We start from the raw sequence: 12,991 nt of genomic DNA, 5'->3' as shown, positions 1-12,991 counted from the left end.
AGTGACGACCCGCCCACCCTGCTCGTCGACGAAGCCGACACCATCTTCGGGGCCGCCGCCGAGGGCAACGAAGACCTACGCGGACTGCTCAACGCCGGCCACCAACGCAACCGGCCCGCCATCCGGTGGGACAACAACACCCGCAGCCTGGAGAAGATCCCCACCTTCGCCATGGCCGCCCTCGCCGGCATCGGCGCGATGCCCGACACCATCGAAGACCGCGCCGTCGTCATCCGCATGCGCCGCCGCGCCCCCGGCGAGCAGGTCGCCCCCTACCGGCACCGCCGCGACGGCCCGGCCCTGCGGACCCTGGCCCGGACCCTCACCACCTGGCTACGCGCGAACCTGCCCACCCTCGAAGCCGCGGAACCCCCCATGCCCGTAGAGGACCGGGCCGCCGACACCTGGGAACCCCTGGTGGCCGTCGCTGACCTGGCCGGTGGACCCTGGCCCGACCGGGCACGCCGTGCCTGTGAAACCCTCACCGCGCTCCGCGACGGGGCCGCCGTTCCCTCCGACCGGATTCGGCTCCTGGCCGACTGCCGCGCGATCTTCCGCACCGCCGGGGTGACCGACACCCAGAACCGTCCCGGTATCCCCAGCAGCGTCCTGCTGGACCACCTGCGTGCCGACGCCGAAGCGCCGTGGGCCGAGTACGGCAAGAGCGGCACCGGCCTCACCGCGATGAAACTCGGTCAACTCCTGGCCGAGTACGAGATCCGGTCCACGAACATCCGGTTCGGGCCGCCCCACGGGCAGGTCAAGGGCTACTACCAAGCCGACTTCACCGACGCCTGGCAGCGCTACTGCCCCGGCCCCGAAGCCGTACCCCCGGCGGAGGCGTCCCAGCCGTCCCAGCCGTCCCCGCCCAGCTCAGCCCCGGGACGGGTTATCCCCCTGGGACGGCTCAAGCCGTCCCACACCACCACCGCCCACCCTGCCGCTGGGACGGCTTAAGCCGTCCCAGCTCCCAAGCCGTCCCAGCCCTGACCTGCAACGGGACGGCTGGGACGGCTGGGACGGCTACCCCAGGCAACCCCGACCACCCAGCGACGCACCGACCTCCACACCGAGGAAGGACAGCCAACCGTGACCAGCCGACCGAAGCGCACCACCCCCACTGGAAACCTGCTCACCCTCGCCGAAGTCCTGGACGAACTCCGCGTACCCCGGTCGACCTTCTTCCGCTGGAAGGCCACCGGCCGCGCCCCCCGAACCATCAAGTACCCGAACGGGAGCCTCTACGTCCGCCGCCGCGACCTGGACAACTGGATTGACGACCACGAGGAGGCCGCTTGATCAGCTATGACGTCCGGGTGTGGAGCATCCTCCCGAACCGCAGCCAGAAAAAGCCCAGCTACTCCGTTCGCTGGTTCGTCGCGAAGAAGCCGTTCCGGAAGACCTACGCGACGCGCGCTCTTGCTGAGAGCTTCCGCGCCAAGCTGATCGTTGCGCAGCGGGAAGGCGTCGCGTTCGATCAGGTCAGCGGCCTGCCCGAGCCGATGGCGCGAGCACTCAACACCCGGACGTGGTTCGACCACGCTGTGGCCTACGTCGACATGAAGTGGCCCCGCTCGTCGGCCAAGCACCGCAAGGGCATCGCTGAGACGCTGGCCACCGTCACCCCGGCACTGCTCGCGACCGACCGAGGTGTGCCCAGCGATAAGGCGCTACGGGCCGCGCTCTACGGGTGGGTGTTCAACAAGGCACGCCGAGACGCCGGGGAACCGCCCGCCGACCTCGCCGCCGCCGTGCGCTGGCTCAAAGCCAACACCGTCAACCTGTCCGCGCTCGCCGACGCCGCGTTGGTGCGGAAGGCTCTCGACACGCTTGCCCTGCGGATGGACGGTGCCGCCGCGTCGGCCAGCACGATCGCCCGTAAGCGGGCCGTCTTCTCCGGGGCGTTGAAGTACGCCGTTGAGCTGCGGCTACTCGACGCGCACCCGCTGTCTCTGGTGAGCTGGACCGCGCCGAAGACGGCCGATGAGGTCGACCGGGGGGCGGTGGTCAACCCCGATCAGGCGCGAGCACTGCTCGCCGAGGTGGGGCGCTCGGTGCCCGAGCTGGAAGCGTTCTTCGGATGCATGTACTACGCCGCCCTGCGCCCCGAGGAGGTGCTTCACCTGCGGGAAGACGAATACGAGCGGCCTGCCCAGCGCGGGGGGTGGGGCGTTCTGCACCTCACTGGCTCGACGGTGGCCGTCGGCCGCGATTGGGGCGACGGAGACGACACCACCGAAGACCGGGAGTTGAAGCACCGCGCCAAGGCAGCCACGCGGGACGTTCCGGTGCCGCCGCCGCTCGTGCGGCTACTCGACCACCACGTTACGGAGTACCCGCCCGGATCGAACGGCAAGCTGTTCGTGACCCGGCGCGGCCCCGGCGGGCGATACGTGCCTACCGCCGGCCAGCCGATCCCGAACAACACCTACGGGAAGGCGTGGCGTGATGCGCGGGCAAAGGTGCTCACCCCGGCTCAGCAGCGCTCCCCGCTGGCTCGCCGGCCGTACGACCTGCGGCACGCTGCCGTGTCGCTCTGGCTCAATGCGGGGGTGCCGGCTACCCAGGTCGCCGAGTGGGCTGGGCACAGTGTGAACGTCCTCATGCGGGTCTACGCGAAGTGCGTCTACGGCCAGGAGGAAGCCGCCCGCCGCCGGATCGAGGCCGCGCTGGGAGGTGCGGAAAACGCCGACGCGAATACGACGCGACAGGCGAGATTGAGCGGGTCAGAGCAGGACTGAGTGAGACTCACGAAAGTGGCCCCTGACCGGCATTCACGCTGGTCAGGGGCCACTTTGTGCACCTGGTGGCGGGTAGAGGATTCGAACCTCTGTAGCTTTCGCGACGGATTTACAGTCCGCTCCCATTGGCCGCTCGGGCAACCCGCCAGGGCACACCGCCGTGTCGTAACGCGGCAGCGGAGCAAGGATAGCGGTCGCCCCCGGGGGCATGGCAACCGGGTACCGTCAGAGGGTCGTGGGGCTGGTCAGCACCGCGACGACCCTGACAGACCGCCGGACAAGCAGGAGCATCAGCATGGCAGCGAACCCGTCGTTCGACATCGTGAGCAAGGTCGACCGGCAGGAGGTCGACAACGCCCTTCGCCAGACGGAGAAGGAGCTTGCCCAGCGGTTCGACTTCCGTGGCACCGGCGCCGAGATCTCCTGGTCGGGTGAGGAGGCGATCAGCCTCCAGGCCGAGACCGAGGAGCGGGTCAGCGCCGCCCTGGACGTGTTCAAGGAGAAGCTGGTCAAGCGGAACATCTCGTTGAAGTCCCTGGACGCCGGTGACCCCCGTGCCTCGGGCAAGGTCTACAAGATCGATGCCAAGGTGATCCAGGGCATCGAGTCGGAGAAGGCCAAGGCGATCAGCAAGAAGATCCGCGACGAGGGCCCGAAGGGCGTCCAGGCGCAGATCCAGGGCGACCAGCTCCGGGTGACCGGCAAGAAGAAGGACGACCTCCAGGCCGTCATCTCGCTGCTCAAGGGCGAGGACTTCGGGGTGGCCCTCCAGTTCACCAACTACCGCTGACCCGGTAGGCAGGCACGGCCGGGCGGTCGTCCCCCACGGGGACGGCCGCCCGGCACACGCACGGACCCCGGAAGACAGCGGGGCCGCGTACCCCGTTCAGACCGTGACGGGGTGTTCGGCGCGGACGGCGGCGGCCTCGGCGCGGGCGATCGGGCCGCCGGGCAGCGCCGCGACGGCGGCCCCGACGCCGACCGCCCCGGCGGCGAACAGGAACGCCCAGGGCACCCCGCCGGCGTGGTCGACGATCAGGCCGGCCACCGCGCCGCCGGCCGCGCTCGCCGCCACCGACATGGTCACCACCCAGGTGTACGCCTCGTTGAGCATGCCCGTCGGGGTGATCCGCCCGACCAGGGTGTTCTCCAGGGTCAACGCGGGGGCGATGGTGGCCCCGCCGATCACCAGGGCAATGCCGAGGGACACCGGACCGGGCATCACCGCGAAGATCGCCAGGGTGCCGGCCACCGCCGCGAGCAGCCAGGCGAACTGGCGGGTCATGTTGGCCGCCGGGCGGCGTACCCCGAACCAGAAACCGCCCACGGCGCTGCCCACCCCCCAGACGGCGAGCAGCAGGCCGGCCAGGCTCTGCGGGTCGTCGGTGGGCTGGCTGCCGGCGAACGCCGGCACGATCACCCCGGCCGCGCCGAACGCGATGCCGAGGCTCGCCACGCAGACCAGCAGCGCCGGGAAGCCGCCCACCCGCAGCGGGCCGAGCCCTCGGGCGTGGTGCTCGCGGGCGTGCGGACGCCAGGCGCGCATCACCCGGCCCAGCGCCACCCCGCCGGTGCCGACCAGGGTCACCACTGCCGCACCGAGCAGCGCGGCGGCGGCGTCGGCGACCAGGACGAACCCGGCCACCAGCAGCGGGCCGAGCACGAAGACGACCTCGAACAGCGACGTCTCGGCGGCCAGTGCGGTGTTGCGCAGCTGGTAGCGGCCGGTCGCCGGGGCGGTCAGGTCGTTCCAGGCTCCCCGGATGGCGGCGGTCAGCGGCGGGTAGGTGGCCCCGGCCAGCCCGGCCGCCAGGTAGATCAGGCGCAGGTCGGCGTTCTCGGCGCGACTGGCCCCGAGCAGCCCGAACAGGGCCAGCGGGTGGGCCACGGCGGTGACCAGCAGCACCGGGGTGGGTCCGACCCGGTCGGCGATCCGGCCGGCGACCGGGCTGAGCGCGGCACCGGACAGCGCATAGATCCCGCCGGCCACGGCGGCGAGGGAGTACCGGCCGGTGACCTGCTCCACGACCAGCAGCAACGCCAGCGGTGTCATGCCGATGCCGAGCCGGCCGACGACACCGAGGAGCAGCAGCAGTGGGGCGCCGGGAATCCGCCAGACGCCCAGGTACTGGCGCAGTGCGGACACGGCGGACCTCCCAGGAGACGATCAGGTAACGACTCAGAACCCTGTAGACCCTAACGCCGCAGGTCGCTCCGGGAATGGTCGATTCACTCACACCCGGGGTCGCTGACCCGGTGGCGGCGAGAGGGTAACTTGCTGATCGACCCAGATACATACACCGCTGGATCGCCCCCGATGTCGTAGGAGGTCCAATGGTCGGCACGACGACCGAACGCCGCCGGCCCGGCCCGGCGTCCCGGGGCGGCCGCCACCGGGCAGCCGCGCCGGTGCTCCGGGAGAGCCCCGGTCACCAGCAGAACGGGGTCGAGGAAGCGGAACCGACGACCTGATGACCGACGCCGACGAGCGGCTCTCACCGCCCCCCGGTTACCTGGCCCTGTTCCGCCATCCGGTCGCCTCCCGGCTGGTCACCGCCCGGGGGATCTCCGAGCTGGGCGACTTCGTGGGGCTCGCCGCGCTGCTGCTGCTCGCCTACGACCAGACGCAGTCGGTCCTCGGGCCGGCCGCCGTGTACGCGGCCCGCGCCCTGCCCGCCCTGCTGGTCGCCACGGTGTTCAGCGGTTGGCTGGACGTGCCGGCCCGCCGCACCCTGCTGGTCTGGCTCTCGGTGGCCGGTGCGGTGCTGATCGCGGTCCCCCTCGCGGTGCCCCGGCCGGTGCCGGCAATCGTCGCGGCCGGCCTGCTCGGTGCGGTCCGGGCCGCCTACTCCAGCGTCAACGTGGCGGTAGCCGCCGAGTCGGTGGACGCCCCGCTGCGGCTGCCGCTGTTCGGCCTGTCCGCCTTCGCCAACCAGGTCGGCCAGGTGGTGGGGCTGCTGGCCGGGGCGAGCATCACCGTGGCCCTCGGCCCCCGGGTGGCGCTCCTGATCGACCTGGTCTCGTTTCTCGTGGCGGCGGTGGTGCTGGCCGGGTTGCCGACCGGGCAGCAGCGGCGGCGCGGGCCACGCCCACCGGCCACCGCCGGCCTGCGGACCATCGCCGGGCACCCGGTGCTGCGCGGGGTGGCCCTGCTCACCCTCGCCACGGTCGTCTCCGGCGCGCTGCCCGAGACCCTCACCCCGGACCTCGCCGACGGGGCCTGGCGGCCCGTGGTGCTGGCCTCGTCGGCGTTGGGCGGCGCGGTCTTCGTGCTGGTGCTGGGGCGGGGCACCTGGTTGGGCCGGTTGACCGGGCAGGTCACCGTGGCCGCCGCCCTGGCCGGGGCGCTGCTGCTGGCCGCCCTGCTGGTCGCCACGCACTCACCGGTGTGGGCGCTGGCCTGCGCCAACGCGCTGATCGGCGCGGGCGGGGGGTGGCTGATCGGCGCACAGGCCACCTTTGCCCGGCTGGCCCCGGTGGAACGGATGGGGCAGGTGGAGGCGACCATCGTGGCCGCCAACATCGTGGTGGCAGGTTGCGGGATCTTCCTGCTCGGGTCGGCCGCCGCGCTGTTCGGGCCGGCCGTGGCCTACCTGCTGGCCGGGGTGCTGCTGCTGGTCGTGGTGCTGCTGACCCGCCCCGACCAGCTGCCGGCCGGGGCCGGCGCACAGCCGACCGGCCGAACCCCCTGACCGTGGATATGACCGCGCCCGCGGCCAGGGTGTGGACGCGGGCGCGGTGGGTGTGACCGTCAGCGCTGGAACTGCACCGGGCCGGAGTTGCGGGCCATCTGCTCCAGCCGGGCCACCCGCTCCTCCATCCGGGGGTGGGTGGAGAAGAGCGCGGCGATGCCGCCACCCCGCTTGAACGGGTTGTCGATCATCAGGTGGGCGGTGCTGGTGAGCTGGCCCTGGGCGGGCAGCGGCCGGGCCTGGGTCCCCAGGTGGATCTTGCGCAGAGCGCTGGCCAGGGCCAACGGGTCCCGGGTGAGCTGCGCGCCCGAGGCGTCGGCCTGGAACTCCCGGCTGCGGCTGATCGCCAACTGGATCACGGTGGCCGCGATCGGGCCGAGGATGATGGTGAGCAGCAGCACGGCCGGGTTCGGGCCGTCCTCGTCGTTGCTGCCGCCCAGCGGGATGAAGAACGCCAGGTTCGCCAGCATGGTGATGATGCCGGCCAGTCCGGCCGCCACGCTGGAGATCAGGATGTCCCGGTTGTAGACGTGGGACAGCTCGTGGCCGATCACCCCGCGCAGCTCGCGGTAGTCGAGGATCTCGGTGATCCCCTGGGTGACGCAGACCGCCGCGTTGGCCGGGTTACGACCCGTCGCGAACGCGTTGGGCTGTGAGGTGGGGCTCACGTACAGCCGGGGCATCGGCTGCCGGGCCTCGGTGGCCAGCTCACGCACCATCCGGTACAGCTCGGGGAACTGGGCCTCGCTGACCGGTTGCGCCCGCATCGAGCGCAACGCGAGCTTGTCGGAGAAGAAGTAGGTCACGCCGTTCATCAGCAACGAGACGACGACGGCGACGACGAGGCCACCGCTCCCACCGAACCAGTAGCCGACCGCGAGGATCAGCGAGGTCAGCAGGCCCAGCAGCGCTGCGGTCTTCAGACGGTTGTGATGCACGATCGCTCCTTCGGTGCGCGGGTCACGCGGGACCCGCTGACCGGTACAACGTCACCGGTACCCGTCAACCATCCAGCTCATGACTGGCAGTTGACTGACAGAAGCTGTGAACCCGCTGAACGCACCGGACAACCGGGGACGACCCGGGACACCAGGTCAGCGGGTGGCGGAAGCTCCGAGCGGGCCGGTCAGCGGGAGGCGAGATCCAGCACCAGTTGGGGGGCGAAGCCGATCACCACGGCCAACGCGGTCGCCCCGGCCAACGCCACGGAGACCGGCCAGGCCACCCGGCCGGGCGTCACCCCGGGCGCGCCCCCGACGGGCGCGGTCGGCTGCCCGGTTCGGGCAGGGAAACCGGCCGCAGCCGGCTCCCCGGCGGGACCGGTCGGCACCCGGATCGGGTCGGCGTACAGGGTGGCGGCGAGGCGCAGGTAGTAGGCCAGTCCGATGACCGCGTTCAGCGCCACCACCAGGGCCAGCCAGCCGGCCCCACCGTCCAGCACCGCCCGGACCACTGTCACCTTGGCGAACAGCCCCGCCAGCCCGGGTGGCAGGCCGGCCAGCCCGACCAGGGCCAGCGCGAACGCCGCCCCGGCCCAGGGCCTCCGCCGGGCCACCCCACGCAGGTCCGCCACCGCGCCGCCGTCCGCACCGGCCGGGCGCAACGCCACCAGCGCCGCGAACGCCGCCAGCTCCACCACCACGAAGAAGACCGCGTACGCCACCGCGGCGGCGTACGCCCCGGCCCGGACGTCGTCGCCGCGCCCGGCGGTCGACGCCAGCACCCCCAACGGAGCCAGGATGTAGCCGGCCTGGGCCACCGACGACCAGGCGAGCAACCGGACGGTACGCCGCTGGCGCAGCGCCACCAGGTTGCCCACGGTCATGGTGAGCACCGCCAGCAGGGCCAGCACCGGGCCGGTCACCTCGGCCGGCAGCGCCCGCTGCACCACCGCCAGCAGGGCCACCACCCCGCCCAGCTTCGACGCGGTGGACAGGTAGGCCGCCACCGGCAGCGGCGCCCCGTCGTAGGTCGCCGGCGCCCAGGCGTGGAACGGTACCGCCGCCACCTTGAAGGCCAGCCCGAGCACCACCAGCGCCACCGCCGCCGGGACCAGCGGCACGTCCGGCGCGTCGGCCAGCAGCCCGCCGAGCCGACCCAGGTGCAGGCCGCCGGTCGCCGCGTAGAGCAGGGCCGCACCGAGCAGGGTGACCGTCGTGGCCACCACGCTCACCACGAAGAAGGTGACCGCCGCCTCGGCGCTGGCCAGGCTGCCCCGACGCAGGCCGACCAGCACGTACAGCGGCAGGGTCAGGGTCTCCAGGGCGACGATCAGGGTGATCAGGTCACCGGCCGCGCCCAGCACCACGCCGCCGGTCATCGAGCAGGCCAGCAGGAAGCAGTACTCGCCGACGGGCGTCGGACCGCCGCGCAGCAGCGGACCGGAGAGCCCGAGCACCCCCAGGGTGAGCAGGGCGAAGACCCCGGCGACCAGGGCCGCACGGCCGTCGAACACCCACGAGCAGTCGGCACCCACACAGAAGGTCCGCCGGGTGCCGGCCGCGCCCACCACCACCGCACCGACCCCGGTGGCGACGACGCCCGTGCCGGCCACCGCCACCGTCGCGCCGGCCCGGCCGACCAGCAGATCCGCCAGCAGCACGAGTACGGCGGTGCCGGCCGCCAGGTACGCCGGCAGCAACGCCACGTTGTCGACGCTCTGCACCACACTCACGAGTCGGACCTTTCGTTCGCGACTGCGGGGCTCCGCTGCGCTGCACTCCTCGCGCTCACCGGACGATCCCCACCAGGGCGTCCACCGGGCCGGTGGCGTAGCCGAGCACAAGGGTGGGCAGCAGGCCGACGGCGAGGGCGAGCAGGACCAGCGGGACCCAGGCGGCCAGCTCCACCCCGGCCAGGGCGGGGGTGAACCGGCCGACCACCGGGCTGGGCCGACCGTGGGTGACCCGACGCAGCAACCGCAGGAAGTACGCGGCGGTGAGCGCCCCGCCGATCGCCGCCAGCACCGCCAGCGTCGTCCACAGCGGCCCGCCCCGCTCGACGGCCGCGACCACCGCGAACGCCTCACCCCAGAAGCCCGCCAGACCGGGCAGCCCGAGCGAGGCGACCGCCGCGAAGCCGAGCAGACCGGCCAGCCGGGGCGCGGTCTCCCGCAGCCCGGACAACTCGGCCAGCGCCCCGGTGTGGGCCCGGTCCTTGACCGCGCCGGCGAGGAAGAACAACAGCCCGGTGATCACCCCGTGCGCCACGTTGCCGATCAGCGCCGCCTGGATGCCGGTGGCGGTCAGCGTCGCCACCCCGAGCAGCACGAACCCCATGTGCCCCACGCTGGAGTAGGCGATCAGCCGCTTCAGGTCGTCCTGGGCCAGACAGACCAGCGAGCCGACCAGGATCGCCGCGACGGCCAGCACCCCGAGGATCGGCGCAGCCCAGCGGGCACCCTCCGGAGCCACCCCGACGGCGACCCGGATCAGGCCGTACGTGCCCATCTTGAGCAGGACCCCGGCGAGGATGACGCTGCCGACCGTGGGGGCCTGGGTGTGCGCGTCGGGCAGCCAGGTGTGCAGCGGCCACAGCGGGGCCTTCACCGCGAACGCCAACCCGAGCAGGGCGAACGCGGTCAACTGGGTGCCCCGGGACAGCCCCACCCCGCCGGTCAGCGCGACGATGTCGGCGGTGCCGGCGGCGGCCACCACCACGAACACGCCGACCAGCAGCAGCACCGAGCCGAAGAGCGTGTAGAGGGCGAACTTGCGGGCCGCCGCGCGGGCCGCGTCGCGTGCCGGCAGATCATCGCCGGTGCCGCCCCAGCCGGCGATGATCGCGTACATCGGCAGCAGGACGACCTCGAAGAAGACGAAGAACAGCACCAGGTCGAGGGCGAGGAAGGTGCCCAGGATGCCCACCTCGACCACCAGCAGCAACGCCACCAGCGCCCGGCCGCTCCCCCGCCCCTGCGGCACCCGACGCACGGTGTAGCCGCAGCAGAGCAGGGTGAGCAGGGCGGTGAGCACCACCAGCGGCCAGGAAATGCCGTCCACGCCGAGGTGGAAGCGCAGGTCGAGGCCGGGCACCCAGGGCAGGTCGACCTCGTGCCAGGGCTGCACGGCCGGTGCCGGGCCGTAGCCGAACCAGCCGTGGTCCCCGAGCACCAGCAGCACCGCCCCGGCCAGGGTCAGCCCGGCGACCGCCGTACCCAGCAGCCGGGCCGCCCGCTCACCGGGGAGCACGGCAACCAGCGCCGCCCCCGCCGCCGGCAGTACCAGCACCGCGACCAGCAACACCTGCCCCACCGTCATGAGGAGACTCCGATCAGGGCGGCGGCGAGGCCGATCAGCAGGGCACCGGCCAGCACCGCCGCCGTCGCGCGGGGCAGCGCCGCCCGGTGCAGCGCGGCCAGCCCGGCACCGAGCGCCGAGGTGCCCCGGCCGACCCCCTCCACCAGGCCGTCCACCCCGACCTCGTCACCGGTACGGGTCACCCGGGCGAGCGCCGTCGTGGGGCGTACCACGAGGGTGTTTTGCAGGTCGTCGAGGCGGAAGGCGCGGGCGAACACCGGCCGCAGCGGACCCAGCGCGCGGGCCGGATCGGCGGCCGGGTCCCGCCGCCAACCGGCCCAGGCCAGCCCCGCCCCGGCCAGCAGCAGCACGAGCGGCAGCAGCACCGCCGGGGCGAGGTGGACCAGCTCGACGTCGGCGGCGGTGCCGCGCAGCCGGTCGGTGAACGGCGTCCAGAAGCCGGCCAGCCCGAGCAGCGCGGCCGGGACGGCCAGCAGCAGCACCGGCCAACGCATCAGAGCCGGGGGGTCGTGCGGGTGCAACAGCGGCAGCCGGGGCTCGCCGAAGAAGGCGCGCAGCAGCAGCCGGGTGGCGTACGCGGCGGTGAGCAGCACCCCGAGCAGCCCGGCCAGCCAGACCAGCCACCCTACCCAGGTCGGAGCGGGACCGGTGCCGTCGAGCGCGGCGGCCTCGGCGGCGGCGAGCACGCCGTCCTTGCTCCAGAACCCGGACAGCGGCGGCACCCCGGCCAGCGCGCCGAGACCGATCAGGGTGCACCCGAAGGTGATGGGCATGCTGCGCCGCAGCCCACCCATCCGGGACAGCAGGGTGGTGCCGACGGCGTGGATCACCGCACCGGCGGCGAGGAACAGCAGCGCCTTGAACGCGGCGTGGGTGAGCAGGTGGAACAGTGCGGCGGCCGGGGCACCGACGGCGAGCGCGCCGGTCAGGTAGCCGAGCTGGGAGACCGTCGACCAGGCGAGTACCCGCTTCAGGTCGTCCTGGGCGGTGGCGGCGAGCGCCCCGAGCAGCAGGGTGATCGAGGCGAGCACGCCGAGCACCGCCAGCGCCACCGGGGCCCGGGTGAACAGCGGGTAGAGCCGGGTCACCGCGTACACCCCGGCGGCGACCATGGTCGCGGCGTGGATCAGCGCGGAGATCGGCGTCGGGCCGGCCATCGCGTCCGGCAGCCAGGTGTGCAGCGGGAACTGGGCACTCTTGCCGGCCACCCCGGCGAGCAGCAGCAGGCAGGCGGCGGTCAACACGCCGGTGGAGTGGTCGTGGGCGAGCACGTCGGCGATCCGGAAGCTGCCCGCCGAGACGCCGAGCAGCGCGATGCCGAGCAGGAACCCGACGTCACCCACCCGGGTGACCAGGAACGCCTTCATCGCGGCGGCCGGCGCCTCGGGCAGCCGACGGTCGTGGGCGATCAGCAGGTACGAGCAGAGGCCCATCACCTCCCAGCCGACCAGCAGCAGGATCAGGTCACCGCTGACCACCACCACCAGCATCGCGGCGGTGAACAGGCTGATCTGCGCGGCGTAGGGCGGATAGCGGTGGTCCACCTCGACGTCGTCGTGCGGGCCGCGCCGTAGGTAGGCCACCGAATAGACCTGCACCGCCAGGGCCACCGCCGCCACCGCGACCGCGACCAGCGCGGCGACGCCGTCCAGCCGTACCCCGAGGGTGACCCGCAGCCCACCCAGATCGATCCAGCTGGTGCTGGTCTCCACCGGGTCGCCGACCCGGACCAGCAGCAGCACCGCGACCAGCAACGCGCCGGCCGCGCCGGCCACCCCGAGGCCGATCGCCGCCCGCCGGGCCGCGCCCTCCCCGCCGGTCGCGCCCTGCGGTGCCGGCGGCAGCAGCAACCCGAGCAACCCGGCAACCAGGGGTACGACGGGCAGTGCCGCCCCGAGCAGCCCGGTCACCGCCCGACCTCCGCCCGTGCGCCGGCCGACCCGGCCTCGACGTCACCTGTCGACCCCGCCCGGCCCCCGGCCGGCTCGGTCAACGGCACGTCGTCCACGGTGACACTGGCCCGCAGCCGGTAGAGCTGGAGCACGATGGCCAGCCCGACGCCGATCTCGGCGGCGGCCAGCACGATCACGAACAACGCGAAGACCTGCCCGGAGTGCGGCAGCACCGCCCGCACGGTGGTGTCGGCGGTGACCAGGATCAGGTTGACCGCGTTGAGCATCAACTCCACCGCCATCAGCACCAGCACCGCGTTGCGTCGCCGCAGCACGCCGTAGACGCCTAGGCCGAACAGCAGCGCGGCGGTGACGTACGGGATGACCGGCCTCACCGGATGACCTCT

Annotated in this window: 12 protein-coding genes and 1 tRNA gene; 6 read left to right on the top strand and 7 right to left on the bottom strand. The window is 73.1% G+C overall.

Features of this window, described 5'->3' with window-relative positions:
• The first annotated feature begins 237 nt into the window (after positions 1–237).
• From ACN267_RS28370 to ACN267_RS28360, 3 genes are all read left to right on the top strand, one after another.
• Complete coding sequence (locus tag ACN267_RS28370; protein WP_421490517.1) at positions 238–957, top strand: DUF3631 domain-containing protein; 720 nt, start codon at positions 238–240, stop codon at positions 955–957.
• Between the two features lie 132 nt (positions 958–1,089).
• Positions 1,090–1,299: a helix-turn-helix transcriptional regulator gene (locus ACN267_RS28365; RefSeq protein WP_282344959.1), complete on the top strand. Its 210-nt coding sequence runs from the start codon at positions 1,090–1,092 to the stop codon at positions 1,297–1,299.
• Positions 1,296–2,741 carry a tyrosine-type recombinase/integrase gene (locus ACN267_RS28360; RefSeq protein ID WP_421490041.1) on the top strand — a complete coding sequence of 482 codons (1,446 nt, stop codon included), beginning with the start codon at positions 1,296–1,298 and terminating at the stop codon, positions 2,739–2,741. Before ACN267_RS28365 ends, ACN267_RS28360 begins: the two co-directional genes overlap by 4 nt.
• Before the next feature lie 63 nt (positions 2,742–2,804).
• On the opposite strand, the gene ACN267_RS28355 is transcribed toward ACN267_RS28360, so the two are convergent.
• Positions 2,805–2,888 (bottom strand) — tRNA-Tyr (locus ACN267_RS28355).
• Between the two features lie 148 nt (positions 2,889–3,036).
• Between ACN267_RS28355 and ACN267_RS28350 the strand changes: the two genes are divergently transcribed.
• Entirely contained in the window at positions 3,037–3,531 is a 495-nt protein-coding gene (locus ACN267_RS28350) for a YajQ family cyclic di-GMP-binding protein (RefSeq protein WP_088644769.1), read from the top strand.
• A gap of 96 nt (positions 3,532–3,627) precedes the next feature.
• On the opposite strand, the gene ACN267_RS28345 is transcribed toward ACN267_RS28350, so the two are convergent.
• Positions 3,628–4,887 carry an MFS transporter gene (locus ACN267_RS28345; protein WP_204957676.1) on the bottom strand — a complete coding sequence of 420 codons (1,260 nt, stop codon included), beginning with the start codon at positions 4,885–4,887 and terminating at the stop codon, positions 3,628–3,630.
• A gap of 188 nt (positions 4,888–5,075) precedes the next feature.
• Here ACN267_RS28345 and ACN267_RS28340 point away from each other — a divergent pair, with 188 nt between their 5' ends.
• Both ACN267_RS28340 and ACN267_RS28335 read left to right on the top strand, forming a co-directional pair.
• The gene (locus tag ACN267_RS28340) at positions 5,076–5,213 is read left to right on the top strand and encodes a hypothetical protein (protein WP_158224196.1); all 138 of its coding nucleotides are present in this window, start codon (positions 5,076–5,078) and stop codon (positions 5,211–5,213) included.
• Positions 5,213–6,433: an MFS transporter gene (locus ACN267_RS28335; protein ID WP_204957675.1), complete on the top strand. Its 1,221-nt coding sequence runs from the start codon at positions 5,213–5,215 to the stop codon at positions 6,431–6,433. The genes ACN267_RS28340 and ACN267_RS28335 overlap by 1 nt, the downstream gene beginning before the upstream one ends.
• Positions 6,434–6,492: 59 nt before the next feature.
• Here ACN267_RS28335 and htpX read toward each other — a convergent pair whose 3' ends face one another.
• The 5 genes from htpX to nuoK form a co-directional block, all read right to left on the bottom strand.
• A complete protein-coding gene (htpX, locus tag ACN267_RS28330) occupies positions 6,493–7,371 on the bottom strand; it encodes a zinc metalloprotease HtpX (protein ID WP_204957674.1) in 879 nt (292 codons plus the stop codon).
• 188 nt (positions 7,372–7,559) lie between these two features.
• Positions 7,560–9,107, bottom strand: a complete 1,548-nt coding sequence (locus ACN267_RS28325) for an NADH-quinone oxidoreductase subunit N (RefSeq protein WP_421490040.1) — start codon at positions 9,105–9,107, stop codon at positions 7,560–7,562.
• A gap of 55 nt (positions 9,108–9,162) precedes the next feature.
• The gene (locus tag ACN267_RS28320; RefSeq protein ID WP_421490039.1) at positions 9,163–10,692 is read right to left on the bottom strand and encodes a complex I subunit 4 family protein; all 1,530 of its coding nucleotides are present in this window, start codon (positions 10,690–10,692) and stop codon (positions 9,163–9,165) included.
• On the bottom strand, positions 10,689–12,602 hold the full coding sequence (locus ACN267_RS28315) for an NADH-quinone oxidoreductase subunit L (RefSeq protein ID WP_421490038.1): 1,914 nt from the start codon (positions 12,600–12,602) through the stop codon (positions 10,689–10,691). Before ACN267_RS28315 ends, ACN267_RS28320 begins: the two co-directional genes overlap by 4 nt.
• Entirely contained in the window at positions 12,599–12,979 is a 381-nt protein-coding gene (gene nuoK, locus ACN267_RS28310; protein ID WP_421490037.1) for an NADH-quinone oxidoreductase subunit NuoK, read from the bottom strand. The genes ACN267_RS28315 and nuoK overlap by 4 nt, the downstream gene beginning before the upstream one ends.
• Positions 12,980–12,991 lie beyond the last annotated feature (12 nt).

Source organism: Micromonospora sp. WMMD734 (genome assembly GCF_049178975.1).
GTDB classification, from domain to species: Bacteria; Actinomycetota; Actinomycetes; order Mycobacteriales; family Micromonosporaceae; genus Micromonospora; species Micromonospora wenchangensis.
This window is presented reverse-complemented; position numbering and strand designations above follow the sequence as displayed.